The sequence below is a fragment of the Hyphomonas sp. genome (assembly GCF_017792385.1).
Taxonomy (GTDB): Bacteria; Pseudomonadota; Alphaproteobacteria; order Caulobacterales; family Hyphomonadaceae; genus Hyphomonas.
The window spans coordinates 1,733,460-1,760,078 of the sequence record NZ_CP051230.1 but is presented as its reverse complement, the minus strand read 5'-3'; the positions used below and the strand labels follow the sequence as shown (position 1 = coordinate 1,760,078).

The following is a 26,619-nucleotide window of genomic DNA, read 5'->3' as shown; positions in this document are numbered from 1 at the left end:
ATCCTTTTTTGGGGACACCAAACATGACTGAGATACCTTCACCGAAATCACCCTTTGCGAGCCTGGTGCCGCAACGGTCCGTCGGCCTGAAACTGCTGCTTGTCTGCGCACTGGCCCTCTTGATGGCCATTCCAGCCCTCTTCATTCATTCTGTTGTGCAGGACCGCCGCATGGGCGCAGACCGAGCCCTGGCAGATGTCAGCGAGATGGTTGGCGGGCAACAATCCGTTCTCGGACCGGTAGTATCCGTACCCTACTCACGAACATTCGGTTCAAGGCATGAGGAAACGATCTATGGCTATGCCGTAGCCTATGCTGAAATGGGCACAGCTTCGGCGAATGTGAACGTGGACATGCGAACCAGAGGCATCCACACCATCCCCGTTTTCGATGCCTCGATCAAGATGGACGCCGTATTCGATCCGGACGTGCTGCGCGCGGCTCTGCCTGAAGATGCCACGCCCGTCTGGTCGGACGCGCGAATCTATCTCGGGGTCTCGGACACTCGCGGCATTCGCGATGCCATTACTGTCAAGGCAAATGGAAAAGATGTGTCCATCGAACCGACCCCCTACCTCTCGCGCAACAAAGGCGATTACAATCCCGTGCCTGCGTCGGGCGTTACGCTTGCGGGCGGCCATATCCCCGACCTTGAAACCGCAATCGACCCGATCGTACTGACAGCGAATATACGTCTCTCGGGGGCAGAACGCCTGTCGATCGCGCCATTTGCGAAGGACACGCGTGTGGACCTGATCAGCAATTGGGACTCGCCCAGTTTCCAGGGCGGTGTTCTGCCGGAAAGCCATACGGCCGGCGCGGGCCAGACCGAGGGCTTCGAAGCCCATTGGCGTGTACCATATCTCGCTCGCGGCATTGCCGGATCAGGGACAAACATGGATCTTGGCGAACTGACCGAATGGAACCGCCGCGACATGGCCGTGCGTTTCATGAAGGAAGGCAACCCCTACCAAAGCGTCGAACGCGCATTGAAATACGCCGTCATGTTTGTCGGCTTTGTCTTCCTCGCCTATTTCCTGTTCGAAGTGACCAGCGCGGCGCGTGCCCACCCTGCACAATATGTGCTGGTCGGACTGGCGCAGACGATTTTCTACATCCTGCTGCTCGCCCTGTCGGAACGGGTCGGATTTGATGCGGCCTTCATGATCGCCGCCTCCATGACGGTCATGCTGACAGCGGCCTATGCGGCGAGCGTGTTCAGATCCCGGCTGTATGGCCTGCGTGCACTGGCGATCCTGTCCGGCATCTACACGCTGATCTATGTGCTGATGCGGGCCGAGAGCCACGCCTTGCTGGCCGGCGCGTTGGCAAGCTTCACCGCGATTGCGCTGACCATGTACATGACCCGCAACATTGACTGGTATGGAGAGCGGACGTCCGCGCCAGCAACTTGACATGGAGGGGGAAGTGCCCGAACGCCTTGGCCTCATGATGACGACACTTCCCCCTGTTCGCGGCAAGCTGATCAAGGATGCCAATCTCGCGCCCTATACCTGGTTTCGTGTGGGCGGCCCGGCAGACTGGCTTTTCCTGCCTGAGGATGAGGCCGATCTTGCCGGCTTCCTGAAGACGCTCGATCCGGCAATCCCCGTGACAGTGCTCGGCGTGGGGTCCAACGTCATCGTGCGGGATGGCGGCATCGCTGGCGTCGTCGTGCGCCTGATGGGGAAATACTGGGGCAGCGTTGAGGCGGATGACGGCCTGACCCTCACAGCGCGGCCCGGCGCACTGGACCTGTCCGTGGCCAAATCGGCCGCCCGGGCCGGCATCACGGGACTGGAATTCCTGTCGGGTATTCCCGGCTCGCTCGGCGGCGCGACGCGCACCAATGCCGGTTGCTACGGACGGGAATTGCGCGATGTGCTGGTGGGACTCGAGGGCTATCTGCGGGATGGCACCCATGTCGCCTATCGCGGCCCGGGGCAGCCCGGCAATCTGCCGGAGGCGCATTTCGCCTATCGCCACACGGACCTGCCGGATGATCTGATCGTGACCAGACTGACGCTGCAGGGCACCGGCACCGGCGTTCCCGAGGACATTCTTGCCGAGATCGAGGCCCTTCAGGCCCGGCGGGCAGAGACTCAGCCGATCAAGGAGAAGACGTCCGGGTCGACGTTCGCCAATCCGGATCCTCCGGGCACGCCGGATCAGCGTTCGGCCTGGAAGCTGATCGATGCGGCCGGGTGCCGCGGCCTGAAAGTGGGCGGTGCGCAGGTCTCACCGAAACACTGCAACTTCCTGATCAATACAGGTGACGCCACGGCGGCGGACCTTGAGGCCCTTGGCGAACTTGTCAGGGCACAGGTGCGGGCCACACAGGGTGTCGAGCTGCGCTGGGAAGTTCGCCGGATCGGACGGATCAAACCGCCCCTGCCGGTGGCCGTATCCTGATACCTAGAACGTGCCTTCCAGCTGGACGGTGAGAATTGGGCCGAAATCCCGAGCGCGACGCTCTACACGGATGATGTTGCCCGTGCGGTTCGTGTCGTAGAATTGCCGTCGAAATTCATCGTTCTGGTTCGCGAAGTTTCCAAACGTGGCCTGGCCCGTCATTCCCCACATATTCTTGTGTTCGACATATGCGAAGCCAAACCCCGGCGATGCGGCTTCCTGACCGGTTTCGGACAAGCGATAATAAGGATTTCGTTCCCAGCGTTCGAACCCGACACCCCAAGCCCAGTCCGTAGCAGGAATATCGTGGCGCAGTTCCACCATCATCCAGTATTTCGAACTGTCATTGATCGGGCGGATTTCGCCGGTCAGGGGATCTGTCACTTCCGACTCGTAGTAATTCCCTTCATAGGACAGTTCGGCGCCAGCAAGACCGGCCTTGTCCATTTTCAGCGTCGCGTCCCATTCTGCCCCGACCTGCCAGGCTGAATCGAGATTGCCCGGTCCGTCTCCTGTACCGATCGGAATGCGGTCCACAATGTCCTCGATGTCGGAATAGAAGACTTCCATGGTCGCTGCGCCCCAGGCCTGAAAACTCTTCTCGGCCTGCATGCTGAGTTTCCAGCTCTGTTCCGGAACGATTTCCGGATTGCCGTTCTGACCATTTCCGGAATTGAGGTTCACGGATGAGACAAAATCATAGAAATCGAGCTGGCCCACATCCCGCTCCAGCCGCGTCACCAATTTGAGGGTCGGGTCAGCCTGCCAGGACAGGCTCGCAAATCCCTTCGGCCGGGTGAAAGTGCGCACATTCGAGGCATCGCCGGACTGTGACAGTTCCGACATTTCCGCACCGACGGAGACCTGACCAGTCAGATTCGGCGCAAGGCGCCGGCCATGGGTCAGCGATATTTCACCGCGCTGTTCCTCCACGCGTGAATTGGCATTCGGCAGGTCCTGGGGTTCCAGCGGCCCGCCATCGCGCGACAGGGTCAGGGTGGATTGCTGGTCCAGATAGTTGAAGGCCCCTTCGAGAGCGATCTGCCAGTCGCTGCCATCGGACATGCCCAATGCGTATTCGGACCGGAGAATGTATTCCCCTTCCTCGATGTCACGCGTGAATCGGTCTTCCGCCTGGCCCGTGCCGTCAAGGTTGCCGCGTATGACCCGGTCGACAATCGGGCTGTCCTCGCGCCGGACCAGACCTATGGTCTTGAGCCGCCCCGGCCCGAGACCGAATTCGTAATCCCCGCCGACCTCCACGAAGACTTCGTCCTCGGCGCCCTGGAACAGGCGGCGACCTTCCGGCCCGGAAACCGGGAACAGCTTCGCCGTTTCCTTGAAATCCGGCTGGAACGCCTGCGCCTTGGCATTGAGGTTCCCGATGACGCCGGATGGCGGAGTCCAGCCAATCGAGCCCGAAAGGGACACAATCTCGGCGGCGTAGGTGAAATCTTCTTCGCGCCGCTGGATCGGATTGCCTGCACCATCGGTCACGAATTCCGGACCGTTGGAGGCCCCGCGCTCGGGATCGCTTTCAGCCTCGAAAGACCAGGAGATGTCTCCACGCCCGCCGGACAGGGTCAAATTCAGACCATTGTAGAAGGGCGGGAGATTATCGCGGAAACGGGCCCGCCAGCGCCAGGTGCCGGAAATGCCCCCTTCCCCGTTTGTCACGACATTGACGACATGGCCCGTCAGGCCGGGGATCTCGAATGCTGCTCCATCAACCAGCTCGATCCGGATCACGCTGGAAGCCGCGATCCGGTCGAGGGAGTCGGTCGCGCCATTGGATTTGCCTGACACGCGCTGGCCATTGATCAGCACATTTCCTTCGGCCTGCCCGAATCCGCGCGCACCATCATCATCGCCCCGGATCGCGAAGCCCGGAATGCGGGAGACCATTTCCAGCGCCGTGCGCGGGGCATATTGGCGGAAATCGTCCAGCGTGAAGATCCGTGCCCCGGCGGTGGTTTCCGGTGCCATGTCGGCATGGACAGGCATTGTGGCCGTCAGGCAGAGACAAGAGCTGGCAATTAGTCGAGTCAAAGGGTTCACGCTGCGTATCCTCCCCCGCAGTTGTGTAATGTTTGCGACACAAACGCCTAATTTTTCCCTACGCCTCGAAACGTTGACTACGATTGTAGTCAAAATAAGGCAACCGACCAAACCTAATAATTTTGTCATGTCGTCGGCAAAACGCGGGATGTCTGCCACGCTAAGGCCGTTTTAACCGGGCAGACGCGAAGGATAAGTCCACTCATGCTGAACAGGAACATCCGATGAAGCGCGTTGCCGTAATCTATGGAGGCTGGTCGTCCGAACGCGAAGTCTCCCTCACCTCGGGCCGCAAGATGGCTGAAGCGGCCCGCGCCGGCGGCTATGACGTGGTCGAGATCGATGCCGGGCGAAACCTGGCGACGCAACTGGCCGAGGCGGAACCGGATGTGGTGCTGAACGGCCTGCACGGCCCGTGGGGCGAGGATGGCTGCGTGCAGGGCGTGATGGAAGTGATGGGGCTGCCCTATTCCCATTCCGGCGTCCTGTCGTCGGCCCTGGCCATGGACAAGCTGAAATCGAAAGCCGTGTTCCGGCAGGCCGGCTTGCCCGTGGCCGAAGACCGGAAGGTGACGCGGGCCGAAGCGGCCGCCGCCCATCCGCTGAAACCACCTTATGTGATCAAGCCGGTGGCCGAGGGGTCCAGCTTCGGTGTGCTGATCGTGCGTGAAGGTGCCAATGGACCGGCAAAGGAACTGACCGGGCCGAACTGGCGCTATGGCGACCATCTGATGGCCGAGGAATTCATCCCCGGCCGGGAACTCACCGTGGCCGTGCTGGGCGACCGGGCGCTGGCTGTCACCGAGATCACGACCTTAAGAGACTATTACGATTTTGATGCAAAATATGAAGCTGGTGGATCGCAGCATGTGATCCCGGCAGACCTGCCTGCCCATGTGACGGAAGCGGCAATGGAATTTGCGCTGAAAGCACACCAGGCGCTCGGATGCCGGGGCGCGACGCGATCCGACTTTCGCTATGACGACAAGAGAGACCGGCTCGTGATCCTGGAAACCAATACCCAGCCTGGCATGACGCCCACCTCGCTTGTCCCCGAACAGGCCGCCTTCGTGGGCATGTCCTTCGAAGACCTGGTCGCCTGGATGATCGAGGATGCTTCATGCCAAAGGTAAGCCGCAATCAGACTGTCCCCAAGAAACAGCGCAAGCCCGCCGTCATCGTGGATGAGGTGACGGGCGAGGAAGTGCGCGTTTCCTCAGTCGTTTTCGGCTTCGTGATGCTGGTCGCCATCGTGGTCGCCACGGCCGCCTGGATGGGCGGGTCGATGTCCCAGATGGAAAACCGGTTCGCCAGCTTCATGGACAATACGGCCCGTACGGTGGGCATTTCGGTCAATGACGTGTCCGTGATCGGCCTGGAACAGGACCCCGCCCTCGCCCGTGACATTCGCGCCGCGGCGATGATTGAACCGGGCGAAAACATGTTTCGGGCAGACCCGCATGTCATCCGTCGCCGCGTCGAAGGCACACACAAGGTGCTGAATGTCCGCGTTCATCGCCTGTGGCCGGACCAGGTCGTGATCATCGCCGATGCGGCCGAACCGGTGGCCCTCTGGCATGACGGCCAGGACTGGACCGTTGTGGACGGACTGGGACGGGTCATGCCGGATGCGCATCCCGAAGATCACCGGGAACTGGTTCGCCTGGCCGGGCGTGGCGCGGCGAAGGCGGCGCCGGCTCTGGTCGAGGCGCTGAAGGCCGAGCCTGACGTTGCCCCGCGTGTCGCAATCGCCACCCGCATCAATGACCGCCGCTGGGACATGCGACTCGTATCCGGGGCAACGGTGCGCATGCCGGAAGACCATGGCCTGGTGACTGCGCTCGACAGCCTGTCGACCCTGCAGGTGCGCACAGCCCTGATGCAGCGCCCGCTGGACACGATCGACCTGCGCAATCCGGGCCGGGTTTACCTGGCACCGCTGACCACACCTGATTTTGATGCACGCGAAGAGGCCGCCCGCAGCTGATGGCAAACGTACAGGCCCGCCGCAAACCACTTGGAACGTCCCGGGGATCCCATCCCGTGGCCGTGCTGGACATCGGGTGCTCGAAGATCACCTGCCTGATCGGCCGGAATGATGGCACAGGCCCGCGCAGCTTCCAGATCCTCGGCGCCGGACGCCAGCAGTCCCGCGGGTTTTCCGGTGGCACAATTACCGACATGGAAGGGCTGGAACGCTCGATCCGGCTTGCCGTGGAAGATGCCGAACGGGAAGCTGGCGAGCAGATCGACACGATCACGCTGGGCATCACCGGCGCGAAACTCAATTGCCAGCTCGTCACGACGGAAATCGACATCGGCGCCCGCGAAATCACCGCGCGGGATGTCCGGCGCGTCCAGGCCCAGGCCATGGCGAAGATCTCCACCAAGGGCGCTGACATTCTGGCGGCCTGGCCCGTGGCTTATCGCGTCGATGCCCAGGAAGGCGTGCGCGAGCCTGCCGGCATGTATGCCGATACGCTCGGCCTGTTGCTGTCCGTCGTCACCGCGCCAAAAGCCATGGTTCGGAACCTGGTCGAATGTGTTGGACGGGCCCATCTCAGCGTCGGCGCACTGATCCCCTCTTCCATCGCAAGCGGTGCCGGCACGCTGATCGATGACGAAATCGAAAACGGCGCGATCTGTATCGACATGGGCGCCGGCGTGACGGCTGTTTCCGTCTATCTCAACGGCTCTCCGGCCTGGCTGGGTCTGGTGCCGGCTGGCGGCGCACATGTCACGTCTGACATTGCTCAGGGCATCGGCACCACATTCGCTGCGGCAGAACGGCTGAAAAGCGTGTATGGAACGGCCAATCTCGACGGGCCCGGCCTCGCTGAACGGATTGAGGCGCCGCGGCTGGGCGATGATGGCCGTCTGCAGGCAACCCGTATGGAGCGGGGCAAGTTGGCAGAGATCATTGCGCCGCGCATCGAAGAGACATTCGAGTTCGTTCAGCAGGCCCTGCAGGCCAGTGGTGTACGCAGCGTACTGCCGCGCCGGGTTGTCCTGACAGGCGGCGCCAGCCAGTTGCCGGGCGTGAGGGACGTCGCCACGCGCATCCTGGGGGCACCGGTTCGGCTGGGCCGTCCGACAAATGCTGATTTCCTCGGCGAAACACTGGGAACACCAGCTTTTTCCACAGCATCAGGTCTGCTACTGTATCCGGAGTTGGGGTTCGCGGACGCCGTGCGGGCTGGCATTGCGTCGAAGGAATACGGAGCCGAAGCCCGAAGCGGAGCAGTGAACAAGGCGTTCCATTGGCTGAAAGAGAATTTCTGACGCCAATCGCGAATCACTTAACCGCTTCTTAGCTGCAACGCGTCATTTTGGCGCCTCGGCATGGCACAGGCGGTAAGGTGAGGACGACGAATGACACATGAGCTCAAGCCCAGGATCCTGGTCTTTGGAGTTGGCGGCGCCGGAGGCAATGCTGTCGACAACATGATCGAGGCGAACCTGCAGGGGGTCGAGTTCATCGTCGCCAACACGGACGCCCAGGCGCTGTCCCGCTCGAAAACGGAAAACCGCATCCAGCTGGGCCCTGAAACCACGTCCGGCCTCGGCGCCGGCGCGCGGCCCGATGTGGGCGCAAAGGCGGCAGAAGAATCCCTCGAAGACATTCGCGCCCGTCTCGACGGGGCCCATATGGTGTTCATTGCCGCCGGGATGGGCGGCGGTACGGGCACAGGCGCCGCGCCGGTGATCGCCCGCGCAGCCCAGGAAATGGGTGTGCTGACCGTGGCCGTTGTAACCAAGCCGTTCAGCTTTGAAGGCACGCGGCGGATGGCGTTTGCCGAGGAAGGTCTGGCCAGCATCCAGAACTATGTCGACACGATGATCGTCGTGCCGAACCAGAACCTGTTCCGCATTGCCAATGACCGCACCACATTCGCGGAAGCCTTCCGCATGGCCGATGATGTGCTCTATTCCGGCGTGCGCGGCATCACCGATCTGATGGTCATGCCCGGCCTGATCAATCTCGACTTCGCCGATGTCAGCTCGATCATGCGCGGCATGGGTGCCGCCATGATGGGCATGGGCGAGGCGGAAGGCGAGAACCGCGCCCTGGAGGCGGCCCGCCTGGCCATCGACAATCCGCTGCTGGACGATATCTCGATGAAGGGCGCCAAGGGCGTCCTGATCAACATCACCGGCGGCTATGACATGACGCTGTTCGAACTCGACGAGGCTGCCAATGAGGTGCGCCGCGAAGTCGACCCGGATGCGAACATCATTCTCGGATCCGCGTTCGACACCGAACTGGAAGGCAAGATCCGCGTTTCGGTCGTTGCGGCCGGTGTCGACGCCATCATGGCCGCCGTGAAACCGGCCCCGCCGGTTGCCGAGACCGTTCGCCAGCCGATTGCAGAGCCGATCGAGGACGAAGCTGTGGTCGAAACGGAGGCCGAGGCCGAAGAGGACGCCGTCGCGCCCGAAACCGTGGATGAGGACCGTCCGAAAGTGATCCTGCATCACTCCCCTGCCCTCCGGTCGGAGGAAACCGATCCACGCAGCGATTTCCCGGGACAATCCCTGCCTGCCGAACATTTCGAAGGCAGCGAAGGGGAAGACCAGGTGCAGGCCGATGCGATCTTCAGCAAGAAAACGGATGTACCCGCCGAAGATGAAGGCCGCCACGGCTCATCCGGCTTCTCCAACCTGTTCGGCTGGCGCCGCAACACCCAGGGCGAGAATGACGATCATCCCGCCCCGGAATCCGGCTCCAATATCGTGTCTTCTCCCGATGATCATCCCGAGCCGGCTCCCTTTGATGATGCCGATCTGGAGATTCCAGCCTTCCTGCGCCGGTCAGCCAATCACTGATGGCAACATTGTGCAGGTGCACAAAGAGGCCTTGTTACAGAAAAAATTCAATTAATTCAGGGCCGGAACACTGTTTCCGGCCCATTTTGTAACACGTGGAAACAAGCCGTGTTTTGAATGTCGCGCCCCGACCCCCCAAAATCCCTGTTGAAACTGGAGGTTGGTGTGTTGTCCGGTAGTGTAGAATTTCAGCAGACGATTGCTCGTCCCGCCGTCTGCGCGGGTGTTGGCGTGCACAGTGGAGAGAAGGCCCGGCTTGTCCTGAAGCCGGCCCCGGCTGGCACGGGCGTCGTGTTTCGCCGCACGGACCTGGCCGGGTCCGACACGTCCATTCCGGCCGACGCCGAACATGTTACCGACACACAGCTGGGCACGACGCTGACCAATGACGCCGGCGTGTCCGTCGCGGTTGTGGAACACCTGATGGCCGCGCTGGCAGGCGTCGGCATCGACAATCTGCTGGTGGAGATTGATGGTCCGGAAGTTCCGATCATGGACGGATCTTCGGCCGTGTATTGCGAATTGCTTCTGCAGGCCGGCCTGAAACAGCAATCAGCGCCCCGGCGCCGCATCCGCATCCTGGAGCGGATCGAGATCGAGGACGGCCCCAAACGCGCCAGCCTCTCCCCCGCCCCGGACACATTCCTGACGCTGAATGCGCGGATCGAATATGATGACTCCGTGATTGGCGTTCAGGAAATGACGCTGCAACTAGCACCGGGCATGTTTGCCCGCGATCTGGCGTTCGCGCGCACCTACGGATTTGCCCGCGACGTAGACATGCTGCGGTCGATGGGCCTGGCGCGTGGCGGGTCGCTCGAAAATGCCGTCGTGGTCGACAATGGTGAAATCATGAATCCCGAAGGCCTGCGGTCCGAGGATGAATTCGTGCGTCACAAGATGCTCGACGCGGTGGGCGACCTGATGCTGGCAGGCGCGCCGATTGCCGGTCGGTACGACGCGGTTCAACCGGGTCATTCGATCAACAATCTTCTGGTGCGCAAGCTGCTGGAGACGCCATCGGCCTGGTGCTGGGAGACGGATGTCGAAGCGTCCGCCGTGGTGGCGGCACGCCGGTCTGCGGCCGTTTGACAACTCTAGCGGACATGGCCTGAGAAACCTGCTTGGAAAACCCTGCAGGTTCGCGCTAAGCAGTTAGCCTGATCTTCACAGCAGAAAGCGCCTGCCCTGCCATGCGAGTCTTCCCGAAACTTCCGATTGTCCTGATTGCGACGTCCGCAATCGCCCTGACCGCGTGCCAGTCGCGCGACCAGCGCCGCCAGGAACTGGCCTATGTCGAGCGCCCGGTGGAGCAGCTCTACAATCAGGCGGCTTCGGAACTGGACAAGCGGGACTATGATCAGGCCGTGCTGCTGTTCAACGAGGTGGAGCGCCAGCACCCCTATTCGGAATGGGCGCGCCGCTCGATGGTCATGACGGCATTCGCGCATTACCAGTCCCGCAACTATGACGAAGCGATCTCTGGCGCGCAGCGCTATCTGGCGCTGCATCCGGGCGGCTCGGAGGCGGAGTATGCCTACTACCTGATCGCGGCGAGCCATTTTGACCAAATTACCGATGTGGGCCGCGACCAGGGCACGACCGAGCGCGCGCGCGACGCTCTGGTGGATGTCATCCGCCGCTTCCCGGACAGCCAGTATGCGCGGGACTCCCAGGTGAAACTGGACATGGTTCGCGACCAGCTGGCGGGCAAGGAAATGACCGTTGGCCGCTGGTATCTGCGCAACAACCAGACCCTGTCGGCAATCAACCGTTTCCGCACAGTGGTCAAAACCTATGACACGACCTCCCACGCGCCTGAGGCGCTGCACCGGCTGGTCGAAGCCTATCTGACGCTTGGCCTGCGTGATCAGGCGCTCGCGGTCGGTTCCACGCTGGGATACAATTATCCGGACAGCGACTGGTACCGGATGAGCTATCGCCTCCTGACCAATGAAGGGCTCGACCCGGAAGCGCTGGACGGTGAGACCCGCCGCACGCTGCTGCAGCGGATTATCCCGGGCGGCAAATAGGGCACCGCGCCGCGGCCTACTCCGCCCCGGCCTGGCCGCCGATCAGGTCAAACCACTCATCTTCCGTCAGCGTCTGGACGCCGAGGGTTTCGGCTTTCTTCAGCTTCGACCCGGCGCCGGGACCGGCGACGAGAATGTCCGTCTTGGCAGAGACCGAGCCGGAAACCTTTGCGCCAAGCGCGCTGGCCCGCGCCTTTGCTTCGTCCCGCGTCATGCGTTCCAGCGTGCCTGTGAACACGATGGTCTTGCCCGCGACGGGGCTGTCCGAGGCGACCGCCTCCTCGTCCTGTATGGTGACTTCCGACAGCAGGGCGGCGAGCATGTCGCGATTGTGCGGCTCGGCATCGAAGTCGACCAGCGCTCCGGCGGCCGCCTGCCCGATCCCGTCAATGCCCGTCAGCTCTGCGAAGGCCTCGGAGTCCGCGCCGCCTTCCGCCGCGCGCTCAACCGTCTGCCAGAAGGCCTGCCAGGTCAGGAAATGGCGCGCATAGAGCTGGGACGTGGTCTGGCCTACGTGACGGATGCCGAGGCCGTTGAGGAAGCGGGCGAAGGGCACGTTCCGGCGGGCGTCGATGGCGTCGAACAGCTTGCGTGCGGACGCCTTGCCGAACCCGTCCCATTCCTCGAGCGGAGGCAGGCCTTCCGCGGCAATCCGGTCCGCCAGGCGGAAGATGTCCTGCGGGGCTCTGACGACCCCTTTCTCATGGAAGAGCTGCACCTGTTTCGCGCCGAGCCCGTCAATGTCCAGGGCCTTGCGGGAGACAAAATGCTTCAATCTTTCAACGGCCTGTGCAGGACAGACGAGGCCGCCCGTGCAGCGCCGGCGGACATCGGCCTCCCCCTTGTCGTCGATCTCGCGCACGGCGGCAGACCCGCACACCGGACAGGTCTCCGGCATGTGCCAGGGCGCACCGCCGCCATCCTTCACCACACGCAGAACCTGGGGGATCACATCCCCTGCCCGCTGTATTTCAACCGTGTCACCCGGTTTCACACCGAGCCGTTCGATTTCATCTTCATTGTGCAGCGTTGCATTCGATACCACCACGCCGCCAACCGTGACCGGTGTCAGCCGCGCAACCGGCGTCAGCGACCCGGTGCGGCCGACCTGGATGTCGATGGCCTCCAGCCGGGTGGTGGCCTTCTCGGCCGGGAATTTGTGGGCAATGGCCCAGCGCGGGGCGCGGCTGACAAAGCCGAGGCGCTGCTGCCAGTCGAGCCGGTTCACCTTGTAGACGACGCCATCGATGTCATAGCCCAGCGTTGCACGCTGTTTCTCTATGTCCCGATAAGTTTCAATCAGTCTCGCGACACCGTCACTGCAAGCCATCAGCGGGTTGGTTTTGAAGCCCCAGTCTGACAGCGCGGCCACCGCCGCCATCTGGGTGTCGGCAAAGGACGCGCTTTCGGCCGCGAAGGCATAGGCGAAGAAATTGAGCGGACGGGATTTGGTGATCTCGGTGTCGAGCTGGCGCAGGCTGCCGGCGGCGGCATTGCGCGGATTGGCGAAGACCTTGCGGCCGGCGGCCTCCTCGCGCGCATTGAGCGCCGCAAAATCGGCATGGCTCATATAGACCTCGCCGCGGATCTCGATGAATTCCGGCCAGCCCTGCCCTGCAAGTTTGGCCGGAATGTCCTTCAGCGTCTTCGCGTTGGCGGTGACATCTTCGCCGACCTGGCCGTTTCCCCGTGTTGCAGCGCGTTTCAGCAGACCCTTCTCATAGGTCAGGCTGAGCGACAGGCCATCAATCTTGGGCTCGGCTGTGATGTCCAGTGTCTCGTCCGCGCCAAGGCCGAGAAACCGGCGGATACGTCCGGCGAATTCCTCGACATCCTCATCCGAGAACGCATTGTCGAGCGAGAGCATGGGCGCAGCATGTGCGGCCTTGGTGAAGCCGTCCTGCGCCGCGGCGCCGACGCGGTCGGACGGACTGTCTTCCCGCTTGAGATCCGGGAAGCGGGCCTCGATGGCGAGGTTGCGCTGGCGGGCTGCATCATATTCCGCATCGGTGAGGACCGGTGCATCTTCCTGGTAATAGGCCGCATCGGCTTCGGCGATCAGCGCGGCGAGGCGCGCAAGTTCAGCGGCCGCCTCTTCCGGGGTGAGGGTCTCGACCGGAATTGCCTCGCTCATGCATCCTCCAACAACCTCCCGGCTGCTGCGCGGGCCTCTGCGGTGACTTCGGCGCCGGACAACATTCGGGCAATTTCTTCCTGCCTGCTGCTGTCATCTAGCCCGCGTATGCGTGAGCCGCCAGCCCCCTTCTCCACGAGCCATTGGGTGGCTGCAGAGGCGGCGACCTGTGGGCTGTGCGTGATGGCGAAGACCTGGCGGGACTGGCCAAGCGAGACCAGGCGTTCGCCAATGGCCGCCGCCACGGCGCCGCCTACTCCCTGATCGGCCTCATCGAAGATCAGTGTCGGCGCGGTGCCAGCTTCGGCGAGGGCGCATTTCAGCGCCAGCGACACCCGTGCCAGTTCCCCGCCGGACGCGATCTTGCGAAGCGGTCCGAAGCCGGCCCCGGGATTGGTCTCGGCATCGAACTCGATCCGGTCGGTGCCGTGCGGCCCGCCCTCGCCGTCCGGCAGGGGCGCGATCGCCACGCGGATGACAGAGCGGCCAAGCTTCAGGGGCTTCAACTCCCGCGCAATGGCCTTTTCGAGTCGTGTGGCCGCCGCCTTGCGAGCCTCCGACAGCTTGCCGGCGGCCTGGTGCCAGTCAGCGCGCGCAGCCGCCTCGGCCTTTCGGGCGGCCTTAAGGGCATCTTCCCCCGCTTCGACCAGGTCAAGACGCTGGCTGAGCGAGTCCAGCATGTCCGGCAGGAGGTCGGGATCGCAGCCATGCTTTCGGGCGGCCGCACGCAAGGCAAACAGGCGAGCCTCAGCACTGTCCAGTTCAGCCGAGTCGTGATCGACCAGGCGTTCCAGCTGGCCAATCGCGCTGGCCGCTTCACGTGCCTCGATCAGGGCCCGTTCGACCGCCTCTGCAGCTGCGCGTGCCGCGACGGGCAGAGCCTCGTCAGACGCCTCGAAACCGGGCAGACGGCAGATGCGATCCGTCGCCCGCGCGGCCCGGGCCAGCGCATCCTCCACTCCGGAATCCTCAAGCACCGTTTCCGCTTCCCGGACCGCTTCGGTGACCCGCTCGGACTGCATCAGCAGGGTTCGGCGTTCGGTCAGCTGGGCAGCCTCCCCGGCCCGCGGCCCGAGCCCGGACAATTCGTCCACCGCCTCACTCAGCCAGTCGCGCTGCTCGATGGCCTTTGCATGCGCCGCCTCCAGGGCTTCCCGTTTCCCGACGGCCTCTGCCATCAGGGCATGGGCCTCCGCGCACGCCTTCAACAGGGACTCATTGCCGGCAAACTGGTCCAGCAAGCGTCTGTGCGATGACGGCTTCATCAGGGAAGAGGCCGCATGCTGACCATGAATCTCGACCAGAAGGTCCCCGATCTCCGACAGAAGCGCAGCGCTGACCGGCTGGTCATTCAGGAAGGCCCGGGCCGGACCCGCCCGGCGCAGCACGCGCTTCAGGGTCAGGGTCTCGTCCGGCGTGGCGTCAATTCCGCTTTCGGCAAGCGCCGCCCAGACAGGGTGATCGACAGGAGGAGAAAACTCCACCGCCACGGATGACTGGTCCTGCCCTGCCCGGATCATGGCGCGGTCGGACCCGTGCCCCATCGCCACGGACAAGGCATCTAGAATGATGGATTTGCCCGCCCCGGTTTCGCCCGTCAGCGCGGTGAAGCCGTTGCCGGGTTCGATGTCCAGGCGGTCAATCAGGACAAAATCACGTATCGAAAGTGAAAGGATCATGGCCAGTCTCCACAGAGTCTACTGGCCATGATCTACCACTGGAACAAAACAGGAACAAGCCTGTTTTTCGTTAACGCGCTAGAGCGGCAGGCAGGCCGCACGCAGCCAGTCCTTTACCGGGCCATCGAGCTTGTCGGCCAGCAATTCATAGACTTTCGCATGATAGGCATCGACCCAGTCGCGCTCGTCCCGGGTCAGGTGGGCCAGATCGATCAGGTCCCGCGCAAGCGGGGCGAATGTCAGGCATTCGAAGCCATACATGTCGATCTCGCCGCCCTCGATGGGCGCCGGTGCGGTGACAAATTGCAGATTTTCGATCCGGATGCCGTACTGGCCTTCCCTGTAATAGCCCGGCTCGTTCGAAACGATCATGCCGGTCTCCAGCGGCACCGGGCTCCAACCCTTGGCGATGCGCTGAGGGCCTTCATGCACCCCGAGATAGACGCCGACACCATGGCCGGTGCCGTGCTGGTAGTCGAGCCCGGCCTGCCACAGCGCGTGACGGGCCAGCACATCCAGATGGGTGCCTGTGGTACCTTTCGGAAAGCGGACCACGGCAAGGGCAATATGCCCCTTCAGGACCTGGGTATAGTGACGGCGCATGTCCGCACTCGGATCACCGATCGGGACGGTACGGGTCACATCCGTCGTGCCGTCCAGATACTGGCCGCCGCTGTCCACGAGATACAGGCTGCCGCGTTCGAGCTTGCGGTTCGACGCAGTGGACACGCGATAATGCGGCAACGCGCCATTCGGTCCGGCCCCGGAAATGGTCGGGAAGGACAGATCGTTCAGACCGCCCAGCTCGTCGCGGAATTCTTCCAGCTTGATGGCCGCCTCGATTTCGGTGATCTCGCCGCTCTGGGCGTCGGTGTCGAGCCAGTGCAGGAACCGGGTCAGGGCCACGCCATCCCGGATGTGCGCGGCGGCCGAACCGGCAAGTTCCGCTTCATTCTTGCGGGCCTTGGGCAGGGCCACTGGGTCGCGCTGGCGCACGGGCTTCGCACCCGCCTGCTCCAACTGGTCGAAGAACCAGGCCGAGGCGACATCCGGGTCGATGCTGACCGACTTGCCCTTCAGGTCTGCAAGGCCTTTTTCGAGATCCGCCAGCGGGCGCAGCGTGACGCTGTTGCCCAGATGTTGGCGCAGTTCATCCGAGACTTTCACCTCGTCCAGGAACAGATCTGCCGACCCGTCTGCAAACAGGATGGCACGTCCGAGCGGCAGCGGCGTGCAGCTGACATCCCCGCCACGGATATTGAAGGCCCAGGCGATGGAGGCCGGCGACGTGATCACCGCCGCGTCCAGCTTGTCTGCCTTCAGCGTCCGGCCGATTTCAGCGCGCTTGGTGTCATGCGCCTTGCCGGCAAATTTCACGTCATGTGGCACGACGGGCGCTGCAGGCTGGTCGGGGCGGTCTGCCCAGGCAAGATCGATCGGATTGTCGGCCACCGCCACGAGGTCCGCCCCTGCGGCCTTGGCCGCCGTTTCCATGGCGGCCACATCATTCGGGCTCATCAGTTTCGGATCATAGCCGATCCGCTTGCCCGCCATGTCCTGCGCCTTCAGCCATCCGAAGGGGCCAGGCTCCGGCACGGACTGAACCTGCCAGAGGTCCGGATCGGTCTGGTCAGCCACCTGAAGCGTGTAGCGACCGTCAGCGAAGATCACGGCGCGGTCGGTGAACACGAAGGCGGACCCGAACGAACCGGTAAAGCCGCTGACCCAGGCCAGACGCTCATTCGCGTCGGGCAGGTATTCGTTCTGGTATTCATCATCATGCGGAACATAAAGGCCATCGAGGCCCGCCTTGGAAAGCTGTTCGCGAACGAGGGGCAAATGGGCGCGTCCGTCCTGCGGGCCGCCCTTGATGTCGAAAGTCTGTCTCATGCCCCCTACTTAAGCGCAAAGCCCCCATTTGACCACCAAAACCCGCATCACAGTTATGCAAAAATACATGCATATTTCACGAATTCCATGCTTTTTTGTTTAGGCTTTTTCGCTACATGGGCCCCACGCAAAAGAAATTGTGCACCGCACAATACAGAAAAAGGGATTTCCCATGAAACGTCATACGACAATCGCTTCCGCAAACATGTCGGTCATGGCCGGCCAGGACCGTGCATTGATGGTCAATGAAGTGGCCGAGCCTGCCTTTGCCCAGTCGCTGAAATCAGCAGACAGCCAGCGCCCGCAAATCCTTGCGCGCCGTTCGGCTCGCTGGGCCCGCCGCGCAGCCTACTGATCAGCGCTTCCGGGCGTCGCGGCGGCACCGTTCGGAACAGTATTTCACATCGTCCCAGACCCGCGCCCATTTCTTCCGCCATGCAAATGGGCGATTGCAGACGGCACAAGGTTTCTGCGGCAGGTCAGCCTTGCTGACACGCTTCGGTCTGCTGGCGGGTCTGGACATGTCTCGAGCGCCTCCACAGCGCTCCACCTAGTGCGGATGCCGCGATTGGCAAACGCCTCAGCCCGGCTTGCGGAACACCAGCGTTGACCAGCCATCCTCCCGGATGCGGCCCTGGAAATCCAGCCCGCGCGAGGCGAACGCGTTGCGCACCGGCGGCGCCTGATGGTGCAGCAATCCGGACAGGATGATCGTCCCGCCCGGCGCGGTGAGCGCTGCGATATCCGGCGCCAGACCGATCAGCGGGCGCATCAATATGTTGGCGAATACCGTGTCGTATGGCCCGCCCTGGCGGATGCGGGGCGTGTTGGCGCCCGTCACATGCAGCGCGGTGAAGCCGTTGACCTGATTTTTCCGGGCATTCTCATTGGCCACAAGAACGCTATCGAGGTCTATGTCGGTTCCGATGGCCGAGGACGCGCCTGCCTTGAGGGCGGCAATCGCCAGCACGCCGGAGCCAGTTCCCAGATCCAGCACCTTGCCGACCTTGCGCCGTCGACGCACCGCGTCCAGCGCCTTCAGGCAGCCCAGAGTTGTGCCGTGATGGCCGGTGCCGAAAGCCGGGCCTGCCTCGATCAGCACGGAAATCTTGCCCGGCGACTGGCGCGCCAGCGCGTGGCTGCCGGCGACGATGAACGGACCAGCCACGACCGGCGGCAAACCTTCGAGGGACAGGGTGACCCAATCCTGCTCGATGACCTGTTCGATGCGGGCGGTCAGTTCCGGCGCGGCCTCTTCGATGATTGCGACGCAGGCTCGGGCCTCGTCCTCGGTTTCGGCAAAGGCATCGAGCCGCCAGCTTCCCCGGCCATCTTCCTTGGCATCGACTGCTCCGGCCGGAGAGGGATCCGCCCAGGCCAGCGCATCCCACGCCGTTTCGACTGGCGCCCGCGCGCCCTTTGCACTTATCTGATACATAAGCGGCGATTAGCAGGCGGACGTTTGATTGGGAAGGAGACAAAGATGGTGCGCAGATCCCTTATGGCAGTGATGGTCGGCGTCGGGGCACTGGCCGCATGCCAGACGACGCCTGTTCCGGACCCGGCACCGGCCGCCGTCCCGGCACACCCCCCTGCCCCGGAGGCGCCCTGGCGGGAGGTGGCGGCCGAGAATCTGGTCATCCTGCAGACCGTGACGGGCGCAATCGTCATCGAACTCGCCCCCGAGGCGGCGCCCGCCCATGTCGCGCAGTTCCGGAACGCCATCCGAGCCAATCTCTACAATGGTGAGTATTTCTATCGCGTGATCGATGGCCATGTCGCGCAGGCCGGGTTGGAATTCGAACACCGTCTCGATGCGTGGGATACAGTACCGCTGGAGGCCGACCGCACCGTCGAGGCCGCCGGGTTTGCCCCCCTGGGCAATGCCGACCTGTTTGCGCCCGAAGCTGGCCACCGGGATGGCTTCGCCGTGGGCCGGGATGGCAATACGGAGTGGCTGTTGCACTGCCCCGGCGCGCTGGGCATGGCGCGGGACACGCCACCGGATTCCGGAGCGACCGAGTTCTTCGTCCCCATCGGCCAGCGCCGCTATCTCGACCGGAACTACACGATCTTCGGCCGGGTGATTTCGGGCATGGAACATGTCAACCGGCTGGAACGCGTCGCGCCCGCCGGCGAAGCGGAGATCCCGGCCTTCACCGATCCGGCGACGGCAGAGGCGGCCTTTGCCGCCCGCGCGCAGGCACTGTCGGCCAACCGGATCCTTTCCATCGGCCTCGCCGCCGACATGCCCGAAGACCTGCGCCCGCGCTGGGAAGTGATGGCGACGCCGGGCGCGGAATGGGAGGCGCTGAAGACCTCCAAGCGCGATTACGGCATCTATGACGCCTTTGTCGTCACCCCGCCAAAGCGGCTCGACATCTGCACGCTGCCTGTCCCGGCGAGACCCGTGCACGCCGATTGACGATGCCCCGCACATCCCCCAAACAGGGGAAAATAACGGGGAGTGAAATGCTGAAACCTATACAATGCGCAACACGCGCAGGCCTGCTTGTGGCCGCAATCGGGGCACTGGCCCTGCCTGCACATGCCGACACCGGAGACACGGCCTGGATCCTGACCGCCACGGCGCTGGTCCTGTTCATGACGCTGCCGGGGCTTGCCCTGTTCTATGGTGGACTGGTGCAGGCGAAGAATCTTCTGTCGGTGCTGATGCATTGTTTCGCCATCGCCTGCCTGATGAGCCTGGTCTGGCTGGTCTGCGGATATTCCATCGCCTTCGGCCCGGAGAGTGGCGGCCTTTTTGGCGGGTTCGCAAAAAGCATGGCCGCCGGCATGACCGGCGCGCCACTGGACGGGCAGACCATTCCCGAGCCCCTGTTCTTCATGTTCCAGATGACGTTCGCGATCATCACGCCGGCGCTGATCGTCGGGGCGTTCGTTGAACGGGTGAATTTCGCTGCCGTGCTGATCTTTTGTGCGCTCTGGCTGGTGGCCTGCTATGCGCCCGTCGCTCATTGGGTCTGGGGCGGTGGCTGGCTGGCCGAACGCGGCGTGGTGGATTTTGCCGGCGGCATTGTCGTGCACACAACAGCGGGCATCTCGGCCCTCGTGTTCGCGCTGATGCTGGGCCGGCGCAGCCATTTTCCCAAGGACATGCGCCCTCCTCACAGCCCCGGCTTCGTGATGCTGGGCGCCGCCATGCTGTGGGTCGGCTGGTTCGGGTTCAATGCCGGATCCGCCCTCGGCGCAAACAGCGATGCAGCGCGGGCCATGCTGGTGACGCATGTCTCGGCAGCCACGGCCTCGCTGGTCTGGATGCTGATCGAGTGGATCAGTTTCCGCAAACCGACACTGGTCGGCATTGCCACCGGCATGGTGGCTGGCCTGGCCACGATCACGCCAGCGGCCGGATCGGTCGGGCCGATAGGCGCGATTCTCATCGGCGTGCTGGCGGCGATCATCTGTTACGCCGCAGTCGGCCTGATCCGCCAGCGCCTGAAGATTGATGACAGCCTCGACGTGTTCGCGGTGCATGGCGTCGGCGGCATGCTGGGCAGCCTGATGATCCCCTTCCTGGCATCTGCGGGCCCCCTCGCCCCGGGGATCGGCCTGCCGATCGGGGAACAGTTTGGCGTTCAGCTGCTGGGCGTCGTGACTGTCGCCATCTTCTCGGCGCTCGTGACGGCGGTCCTGCTGTTCGGGATCAAACTGTTTATCCCGCTGCGCGTTTCTGCCGAGGATGAGGAAACGGGGCTGGACTCCGCAACGCATGGCGAGTCGGCCTATCACATGTAGCCATGATCTGCGGCGCGCTTGACAGGGGCGCCGCAGCGACCCACGGCTAGGGGCATGAGCGACCTGCCCCCTTTCGTCACATCCGACACGCTGACCGGCCTGCCGGATGTGCGGCACGGCTTTTTCGGACGTCGGGGCGGTGTGTCGGGCGGCCTCTATGCCAGCCTCAATGTCGGGGAAGGCTCGGGCGATGCACCGGACGCGGTTGCCGCCAACCGCGAACGGGTGCGCGCTGCGCTGTCGGCACGTGCCCTGCTCTCCTGTTATCAGATCCACTCGGCCGATGTGGTGCATGTCACCATGCCCTGGATCGTGCGGCCGGAAGCCGATGCCATGGTAACGACCGAGCCGGGCCTGGCGCTCTGCATCCTGACGGCGGACTGCACGCCGATCCTGTTCGCGGATCCGGAGGCCGGCGTGATCGGCGCGGCGCACGCGGGATGGAAGGGCGCACTGGGAGGTGTGATGGACACGACCGTGGCTGCCATGCAGGAACTGGGCGCACAGACCGACCGCATCCGGGTGGCCATCGGGCCGACCATCCAGCAGGCCAGTTATGAAGTCGGCCCGGATTTCCGCGAGACCTTTCTGGCCGAGTCGCCGGACAGCGCGGCGCTGTTCATTCCCGGCCGGGACGACCGGTATCAGTTCGACCTGCCGGGCTATTGCCGCCAGCGCCTCGACCGACTGGGCGTGCATTCCATTCACGATACCGGGCTGGACACGTGCGCGCTGGAAGAGACGTATTTCTCCAACCGCCGGCGCAACCATCGCGGCGAGCCGGACTATGGCCGAAATGCCTCAGTCATCATGCTGAGTCTGTAATTTTCTGCAAAACTCGGCAGAGTCCGGTTGCGACTCACGGCCCTATGTTACAAAAGCGACACCAAATCGGGCATCACGGGCGCGCCATCATGAAACTGCTTTCCTGCAATGCGAACCGGCCATTGGCAGAAGCCATCGCCGATTATCTCGACACGCGCCTGACGCGCTCTGAGGTCAAGACCTTCTCGGATCAGGAAATATTTGTTCGCATCGACGAGAATGTCCGCGGCGAAGACGTCTTCGTGATCCAGTCCACCTCCTACCCCGCCAATGACAATCTCATGCAACTCTTGATCTGCATGGATGCGCTGAAGCGCGCCTCGGCCCGTCGCATCACGGCCGTCATTCCCTATTTCGGCTATGCCCGCCAGGACCGGAAGACCGACGGGCGCACACCGATCTCTGCCAAGCTGGTGGCGAACCTGATCTGCAGCGCCGGGGCGGACCGGGTCCTGACCGTCGACCTCCATGCCGGCCAGATCCAAGGCTTTTTCGACATCCCGACCGACAACCTCTTCGGCAGCCCGGTCATGGTGGACGATATCAAGGAACGCTATGGCAAAAAGGGCCTGATCGTTGTGTCCCCGGACGTTGGCGGCGTGGTGCGGGCGCGGTCTCTTGCCAAACGCCTGGAAGCCGACCTCGCCATCGTCGACAAGCGCCGCCCGGAAGCCGGGAAATCCGAAGTCATGAACATCATCGGCGATGTGTCCGGCAAGAGCTGTATCATGCTGGATGATATGTGTGATTCCGGCGGAACGCTGGCCAATGCCGCCGCCGCCCTCAAGGAGCATGGCGCCAAATCCGTCTCCGCCTATGTCACGCATGGCGTGCTGTCGAACAATGCCGTCCAGCGCATCGAGAAATCCGTCCTGGACGAATTGGTGATGACCGACACGATCCAGCCATCGGAAGATGCGATCAAGTCCAAATCCATCCGCATTCTGCCCATTTCGCCCCTGATCGGGGAAGCCATTCGCCGTATCGCGAATGAAGAGAGCGTCTCGAAACTGTTCGACCGCTAGGACGCCGCAACGTTCAGGCCGAACAAAAGCCCGCACCGGATGGATGCGGGCTTTTCCTGATAATCGCCGTGGAACTCAGCCGATGCAGAAATCGAGCGGATAGGTCACGCCTTTCACTTCCACAGGTTGACCTGCATCATTCGTCACGGGCTCGAATCTTGCCCCGTTCAGTTTGACGCCTGCGGCGCAGCAGCTGGCTGCGGCGCAGATTGAGCCTCGGGAACCTCGGGCGCAGCCGGCGGAGGGGGGATTTTTGCGCCGGAACCTGCAGCGATGAAGAGACTCTTCGCCAGCTCCAGACCTTCTTCCGCCATCGGATCAACTGCAACGCCATCCCGCCAGACTTCAAGGTGCAGGTGCGGCCCGGTAGCCTGTCCCGACTTGCCGAGTGTGCCCAGGATCGTGCCTGCCGAGACCGTATCGCCGACCCCCACATTGATGTCTTTAATCTGCCCGAACCGCAGGCTGGTGCGGCCGGCGGAAATCTCCACCAGATTGCCATAGCCCTTGACCATCTCCGCGCGGGTTACCGTTGCGGCGGCCGGTGCGTAGATCGGCTTGCCTTCCTCTTCGGCGAGATCAATGCCGCGATGAAATTTCTCCTCGCCCGTGAGGGGGTGCGTGCGCATGCCGAACGCGCTGGTCAGTTTGGCCTTGTCGAGAACCGGATGCGTGTAGACAGGCATCGCGGACGGCAACGCGGCGACACCGCGGATCAGGGAACCTTGCGCCAGTGCGAGCGGTGTCGCCAGCGCGAGCGCGGCGGCCATGGCGAGCCCGAGCCGACCGGGCCGGCGCGGCGTTTCTGTCAGGAGCTGGGTCAGACGCATTTTCAGGGTTCCTTCCTTCTTGAGCGTGAATGCTGCCACCGGCAGGATCATGGGCGGCCGGGCATGACGGGCGACCTGGGTCAGCGCGCGGGCATAGGCGATCCGGTCTCCGGTCAGGTCTGCTGTCTCCTCGTCCACAATGGCTTCGCGCCAATAGTCGAGCCGCTCGCGCATGGCCCAGGCGAAAGGAGAGAACCAGAAAACATCGGCCACAAACCGGTCAAACGGCCGGGTTATCAGGTCCCCGCGTTTCAGATGCACCATTTCGTGCACGATGATCTGGGGCGTGTGGGATTTCGAGACGAGTGCCGCCGGAACATAGATCACGGGACGGAGGATTCCTGCCAGGAAGGGTGCCCCGCGCGGGATGACGCGGACATCTGGCACACGGCGCAGGCCCACAGCGTCCGCCCAATGCCCCACTGGCCGGGTTACAAGGCGCGCACATTGCTTGAGGCGCTGGAGGCGATACTGCCCAATTCCCCAGCAGACACCCCGGATCATCCAGCCGAACACCAAGGTCCACAGAACAAGCTTGGAGACTTGCGGCATACGGAATGAAGACGCGGCGGCTTCCTGGAACTCTGCTCCCGGCTGGACGGTGAGGGCTTCCATTACCGGCAAATCCGGCAAGGCCTCGACAGCGGTTTGCGTAAAGCCCGGCATGAAGGCGGAGGCAAGGAAAGGCGCGAACATCAAGGCGGCGGCGCCGCGCCAGATTGCCTGCGCCGCCTTGGGCGAGGGGTGCAAGGATGACAGGGCTGTCGCCAGCCCCCACAAGGCCGCGCTCCAGATCAGGGCGAGACAGACCAGTCCGAACACGCTCATGCCTTCCCCTCCGAATCATTTTCGGCCGCATTTATGATCGCGTCGAGCTCATCGAGTTCCGCATCGGAGAGATGCGGGCTTTCCGCGAACAGCGCCGCCGGAAGCGGGCCGTCCATGTCCAGCACCTGACGGGCAAGATGGCGGACCAGTCCGCCCAGCGTGGCGGTCCGGTCGATGGCAGCTGTGAAGACGGTGATCCCGTGCACGTCCTGGCGGGTCACCCACCCCTTCTCTTCCATGCGCGCAATCACGGTGCGCGTGGTGGATGGTTTCCACCCCTGCCCCGGCCCGATGGCATCATGCACTTCGCGGGCGCTCTGGCGCCCATGCGCCCAGAGATGTTTCAATACGCTGAGTTCCGACGGATTTGGCTGGGTCACAACACACCTCGCTAGACAAGTCACAAGCACGCTACATTTGTAGCGAGTTCGTGTCAAGCGTATACAATCCCGCGACGCGGGCGCAATTCAGTCGGAATGATTGTTGAGGGAGCCGGGACCTATTCGACCGTCCAGCCGCGCGGCGTGCGCCGGGCTTCCAGCGTCAATGGCGCATCCGGTCCGGACGCCGACCGGGCATGCGCCCGGCGACGACCGGCAAACCGCATGACCAGGGCCGCAGCGCCCAACAGGACGCCGGCAAAAGCCGTCATCACGGCCAGCATCCCGGCAAACAGCACCAGGAGAAGACCGATGCAAAGCTGGGCCGTCAGGCTGATCGCACCTGCCAAGGCATCTGGAATCTGGAAACGGCCGGAACTGGAAGCGGTTTGGGTCATGAATATCTCGTTTGCACATCAAACATGGCGTCAGCCATGCCCGCCGTCAATGCGATGCAATGTTGATACCGTGCGAAATCCCTGAATTGCCTCAATCCGGGCGGATCAGCATGCCACGTTCGGTGCGGATCTGCGCATAGGCCGCGGTGATCGACGCCGCCTTGGCATGCGCCGCGTCCTCGAATTCCCGGGGGGCGCCCATCTGGACGACGCGGTCCGGGTGATTGTCGGCCATCAATTGGCGATAGGCAGCGCGGATGTCCGGGAAGGCGGCATCATGGGCAACGCCGAGAATGTGATAGGGGTCATCCGCGTCTGGCCCCAGATGGCTGGCCTTGATGCGCCGGAACGTAGCCTCATCAAAGCCGAAGGCGTCGGACACTGTGCGCAGATACGCCATTTCATCGGCCGTCACGACCCCATCTGCGCCCGCAATCTGGAACAGGCCGTCCATCACACCTTCCAGAAGGCAGGGACGATCATGATACCTGCGGCCGATCTTGCGGGCATAGCCTTCATATCCCCGCACCGTCTGGCGCGCGATGTTGAACACACGCCGTACGCTGTCGGCATCCTCCGGCGCAGAGCGGAAAACCCGTGAGAACACCATGACTTCCTGATCCGAAACCGTACCATCGGCCGCCGCCAGTTTGGCCCCGAGACCGACAACTGCGGCCGTGAAGCCGACATCATTGGGATCCGGCGCGCACGCAAAATCCTCCCCGCCGGCGGAATCGCCGTCGGAGTGATCCAGGTCGAACAAGCGCCGTCCACCCTCAAGAAGTCGCGTCCACAATGACATTCAAGGGAATCCTATACCTCATTTTGGCGATTTTGGGAGCGCGGCATGCTGACAGAACCGTGAAGTACTGCTCACAATTGCGTTCGTGAAATCTTGTTAAGAATCCAATCCTCTTTGCAGGAGCGTCGTAGAGAGGGGGCCGGTGGATATGGTTCCGTCGGCGAATTCCTGAACCGGGGTACCCCTCTCATGAAACGTCTAGTGACCCTTTCCGCCGCCATCGCCCTCTTCTCGGCACCGGCCCTTGCCGAGACCTGTCAGTATGCGAAGGCGAAAACCGCCAGCCATGTCGAAGCCGAACTTGTCAAAGGCGACTGGGCCGAGGCAGACATCGTGGACACCGCTGCAGACGCCGGCCAGTTCAATACATTGCTGGCCGCTGCCGAGGCCGCAGGCCTGGTCGAGGCCCTGAAGGGCGATGGTCCGCTGACCGTCTTTGCGCCAACCGATGAAGCCTTTGCAGCCCTGCCGGCCGGCACGGTGGAAACCCTGCTGCTGCCGGAAAACAAGGATACGCTGGCCGGAATCCTGAAGCTGCACGTCATCGCCGGCAGCAAGATCAAATCCGATCAACTGGCCGGCAAGACCCTCACTGCCGAGACGCTGAACGGCACCGTCGCCATCGATGGAACGGATGGCGTGACGGTGAATGGTGCAAGCGTTGTGGCGGCCGATGTGATGGCCTCCAATGGCGTGATCCATGTCATCGACGCCGTGCTGCTTCCGGAAGGCTGATCAC

At 63.2% G+C, this 26,619-nt stretch carries 24 protein-coding genes; 14 read left to right on the top strand and 10 right to left on the bottom strand.

What is annotated here, in order from left to right; genetic code table 11:
- The first annotated feature begins 23 nt into the window (after nt 1-23).
- Both creD and murB read left to right on the top strand, forming a co-directional pair.
- Nucleotides 24-1,415 (top strand): cell envelope integrity protein CreD, encoded by a 1,392-nt coding sequence (gene creD, locus HF955_RS08785; protein ID WP_291079166.1) that lies wholly within the window; start codon nt 24-26, stop codon nt 1,413-1,415.
- 34 nt (nt 1,416-1,449) lie between these two features.
- Nucleotides 1,450-2,412 (top strand): UDP-N-acetylmuramate dehydrogenase, encoded by a 963-nt coding sequence (gene murB, locus HF955_RS08780; protein WP_291079165.1) that lies wholly within the window; start codon nt 1,450-1,452, stop codon nt 2,410-2,412.
- A gap of 3 nt (nt 2,413-2,415) precedes the next feature.
- On the opposite strand, the gene HF955_RS08775 is transcribed toward murB, so the two are convergent.
- On the bottom strand, nt 2,416-4,416 hold the full coding sequence (locus HF955_RS08775) for a TonB-dependent siderophore receptor (RefSeq protein ID WP_291079164.1): 2,001 nt from the start codon (nt 4,414-4,416) through the stop codon (nt 2,416-2,418).
- A 278-nt stretch (nt 4,417-4,694) separates the two neighbouring features.
- On the opposite strand from HF955_RS08775, the gene HF955_RS08770 reads away from it, so the two are divergent.
- The 6 genes from HF955_RS08770 (at nt 4,695) to HF955_RS08745 (ending at nt 11,330) form a co-directional block, all read left to right on the top strand.
- Entirely contained in the window at nt 4,695-5,603 is a 909-nt protein-coding gene (locus tag HF955_RS08770; protein ID WP_291079163.1) for a D-alanine--D-alanine ligase, read from the top strand.
- On the top strand, nt 5,591-6,457 hold the full coding sequence (locus HF955_RS08765; protein ID WP_027836910.1) for a cell division protein FtsQ/DivIB: 867 nt from the start codon (nt 5,591-5,593) through the stop codon (nt 6,455-6,457). Before HF955_RS08770 ends, HF955_RS08765 begins: the two co-directional genes overlap by 13 nt.
- Complete coding sequence (ftsA, locus tag HF955_RS08760; protein ID WP_291079162.1) at nt 6,457-7,752, top strand: cell division protein FtsA; 1,296 nt, start codon at nt 6,457-6,459, stop codon at nt 7,750-7,752. The genes HF955_RS08765 and ftsA overlap by 1 nt, the downstream gene beginning before the upstream one ends.
- A gap of 90 nt (nt 7,753-7,842) precedes the next feature.
- Nucleotides 7,843-9,297, top strand: coding sequence for a cell division protein FtsZ (gene ftsZ / locus HF955_RS08755; RefSeq protein ID WP_291079161.1), 1,455 nt, complete (start codon nt 7,843-7,845; stop codon nt 9,295-9,297).
- A 117-nt stretch (nt 9,298-9,414) separates the two neighbouring features.
- A complete protein-coding gene (lpxC, locus tag HF955_RS08750; protein ID WP_291079160.1) occupies nt 9,415-10,389 on the top strand; it encodes a UDP-3-O-acyl-N-acetylglucosamine deacetylase in 975 nt (324 codons plus the stop codon).
- Nucleotides 10,390-10,490: 101 nt separating this feature from the next.
- Nucleotides 10,491-11,330 (top strand): outer membrane protein assembly factor BamD, encoded by an 840-nt coding sequence (locus HF955_RS08745; RefSeq protein ID WP_291079159.1) that lies wholly within the window; start codon nt 10,491-10,493, stop codon nt 11,328-11,330.
- A gap of 16 nt (nt 11,331-11,346) precedes the next feature.
- Here HF955_RS08745 and ligA read toward each other — a convergent pair whose 3' ends face one another.
- From ligA to HF955_RS08730, 3 genes are all read right to left on the bottom strand, one after another.
- A complete protein-coding gene (gene ligA, locus HF955_RS08740) occupies nt 11,347-13,464 on the bottom strand; it encodes an NAD-dependent DNA ligase LigA (RefSeq protein WP_291079158.1) in 2,118 nt (705 codons plus the stop codon).
- The gene (locus tag HF955_RS08735; RefSeq protein ID WP_291079157.1) at nt 13,461-15,143 is read right to left on the bottom strand and encodes a DNA repair protein RecN; all 1,683 of its coding nucleotides are present in this window, start codon (nt 15,141-15,143) and stop codon (nt 13,461-13,463) included. Before HF955_RS08735 ends, ligA begins: the two co-directional genes overlap by 4 nt.
- A gap of 78 nt (nt 15,144-15,221) precedes the next feature.
- The gene (locus HF955_RS08730) at nt 15,222-17,033 is read right to left on the bottom strand and encodes an aminopeptidase P family protein (protein WP_291079156.1); all 1,812 of its coding nucleotides are present in this window, start codon (nt 17,031-17,033) and stop codon (nt 15,222-15,224) included.
- Between the two features lie 172 nt (nt 17,034-17,205).
- Here HF955_RS08730 and HF955_RS08725 point away from each other — a divergent pair, with 172 nt between their 5' ends.
- Complete coding sequence (locus tag HF955_RS08725; protein ID WP_291079155.1) at nt 17,206-17,388, top strand: hypothetical protein; 183 nt, start codon at nt 17,206-17,208, stop codon at nt 17,386-17,388.
- Here the strand turns inward: HF955_RS08725 and HF955_RS08720 are convergent, their stop codons facing one another.
- Both HF955_RS08720 and HF955_RS08715 read right to left on the bottom strand, forming a co-directional pair.
- A complete protein-coding gene (locus HF955_RS08720; RefSeq protein ID WP_291079154.1) occupies nt 17,389-17,556 on the bottom strand; it encodes a DUF2256 domain-containing protein in 168 nt (55 codons plus the stop codon). It abuts the gene before it with no gap.
- Nucleotides 17,557-17,613: 57 nt separating this feature from the next.
- Entirely contained in the window at nt 17,614-18,471 is an 858-nt protein-coding gene (locus HF955_RS08715; protein ID WP_027836902.1) for a 50S ribosomal protein L11 methyltransferase, read from the bottom strand.
- A 45-nt stretch (nt 18,472-18,516) separates the two neighbouring features.
- On the opposite strand from HF955_RS08715, the gene HF955_RS08710 reads away from it, so the two are divergent.
- The 4 genes from HF955_RS08710 (at nt 18,517) to HF955_RS08695 (ending at nt 22,642) form a co-directional block, all read left to right on the top strand.
- The gene (locus tag HF955_RS08710; protein WP_291079153.1) at nt 18,517-19,458 is read left to right on the top strand and encodes a peptidylprolyl isomerase; all 942 of its coding nucleotides are present in this window, start codon (nt 18,517-18,519) and stop codon (nt 19,456-19,458) included.
- A gap of 47 nt (nt 19,459-19,505) precedes the next feature.
- Nucleotides 19,506-20,792, top strand: coding sequence for an ammonium transporter (locus tag HF955_RS08705; RefSeq protein ID WP_291079152.1), 1,287 nt, complete (start codon nt 19,506-19,508; stop codon nt 20,790-20,792).
- A 54-nt stretch (nt 20,793-20,846) separates the two neighbouring features.
- Nucleotides 20,847-21,617, top strand: a complete 771-nt coding sequence (pgeF, locus tag HF955_RS08700) for a peptidoglycan editing factor PgeF (protein WP_291079151.1) — start codon at nt 20,847-20,849, stop codon at nt 21,615-21,617.
- Nucleotides 21,618-21,706: 89 nt separating this feature from the next.
- Nucleotides 21,707-22,642 (top strand): ribose-phosphate pyrophosphokinase, encoded by a 936-nt coding sequence (locus tag HF955_RS08695; protein ID WP_027836898.1) that lies wholly within the window; start codon nt 21,707-21,709, stop codon nt 22,640-22,642.
- 167 nt (nt 22,643-22,809) lie between these two features.
- Here the strand turns inward: HF955_RS08695 and HF955_RS08690 are convergent, their stop codons facing one another.
- The 4 genes from HF955_RS08690 to HF955_RS08675 all read right to left on the bottom strand — a co-directional run bounded on the left by HF955_RS08690 (nt 22,810) and on the right by HF955_RS08675 (nt 25,880).
- Complete coding sequence (locus HF955_RS08690) at nt 22,810-24,300, bottom strand: M23/M56 family metallopeptidase (protein WP_291079150.1); 1,491 nt, start codon at nt 24,298-24,300, stop codon at nt 22,810-22,812.
- Nucleotides 24,297-24,680, bottom strand: coding sequence for a BlaI/MecI/CopY family transcriptional regulator (locus HF955_RS08685; RefSeq protein WP_027836897.1), 384 nt, complete (start codon nt 24,678-24,680; stop codon nt 24,297-24,299). Before HF955_RS08685 ends, HF955_RS08690 begins: the two co-directional genes overlap by 4 nt.
- 119 nt (nt 24,681-24,799) lie before the next feature.
- A complete protein-coding gene (locus HF955_RS08680) occupies nt 24,800-25,078 on the bottom strand; it encodes a hypothetical protein (protein WP_027836896.1) in 279 nt (92 codons plus the stop codon).
- Between the two features lie 91 nt (nt 25,079-25,169).
- Nucleotides 25,170-25,880 carry a molecular chaperone DjiA gene (locus HF955_RS08675; RefSeq protein ID WP_291079149.1) on the bottom strand — a complete coding sequence of 237 codons (711 nt, stop codon included), beginning with the start codon at nt 25,878-25,880 and terminating at the stop codon, nt 25,170-25,172.
- 189 nt (nt 25,881-26,069) lie between these two features.
- On the opposite strand from HF955_RS08675, the gene HF955_RS08670 reads away from it, so the two are divergent.
- Complete coding sequence (locus HF955_RS08670) at nt 26,070-26,615, top strand: fasciclin domain-containing protein (protein ID WP_291079148.1); 546 nt, start codon at nt 26,070-26,072, stop codon at nt 26,613-26,615.
- Nucleotides 26,616-26,619 lie beyond the last annotated feature (4 nt).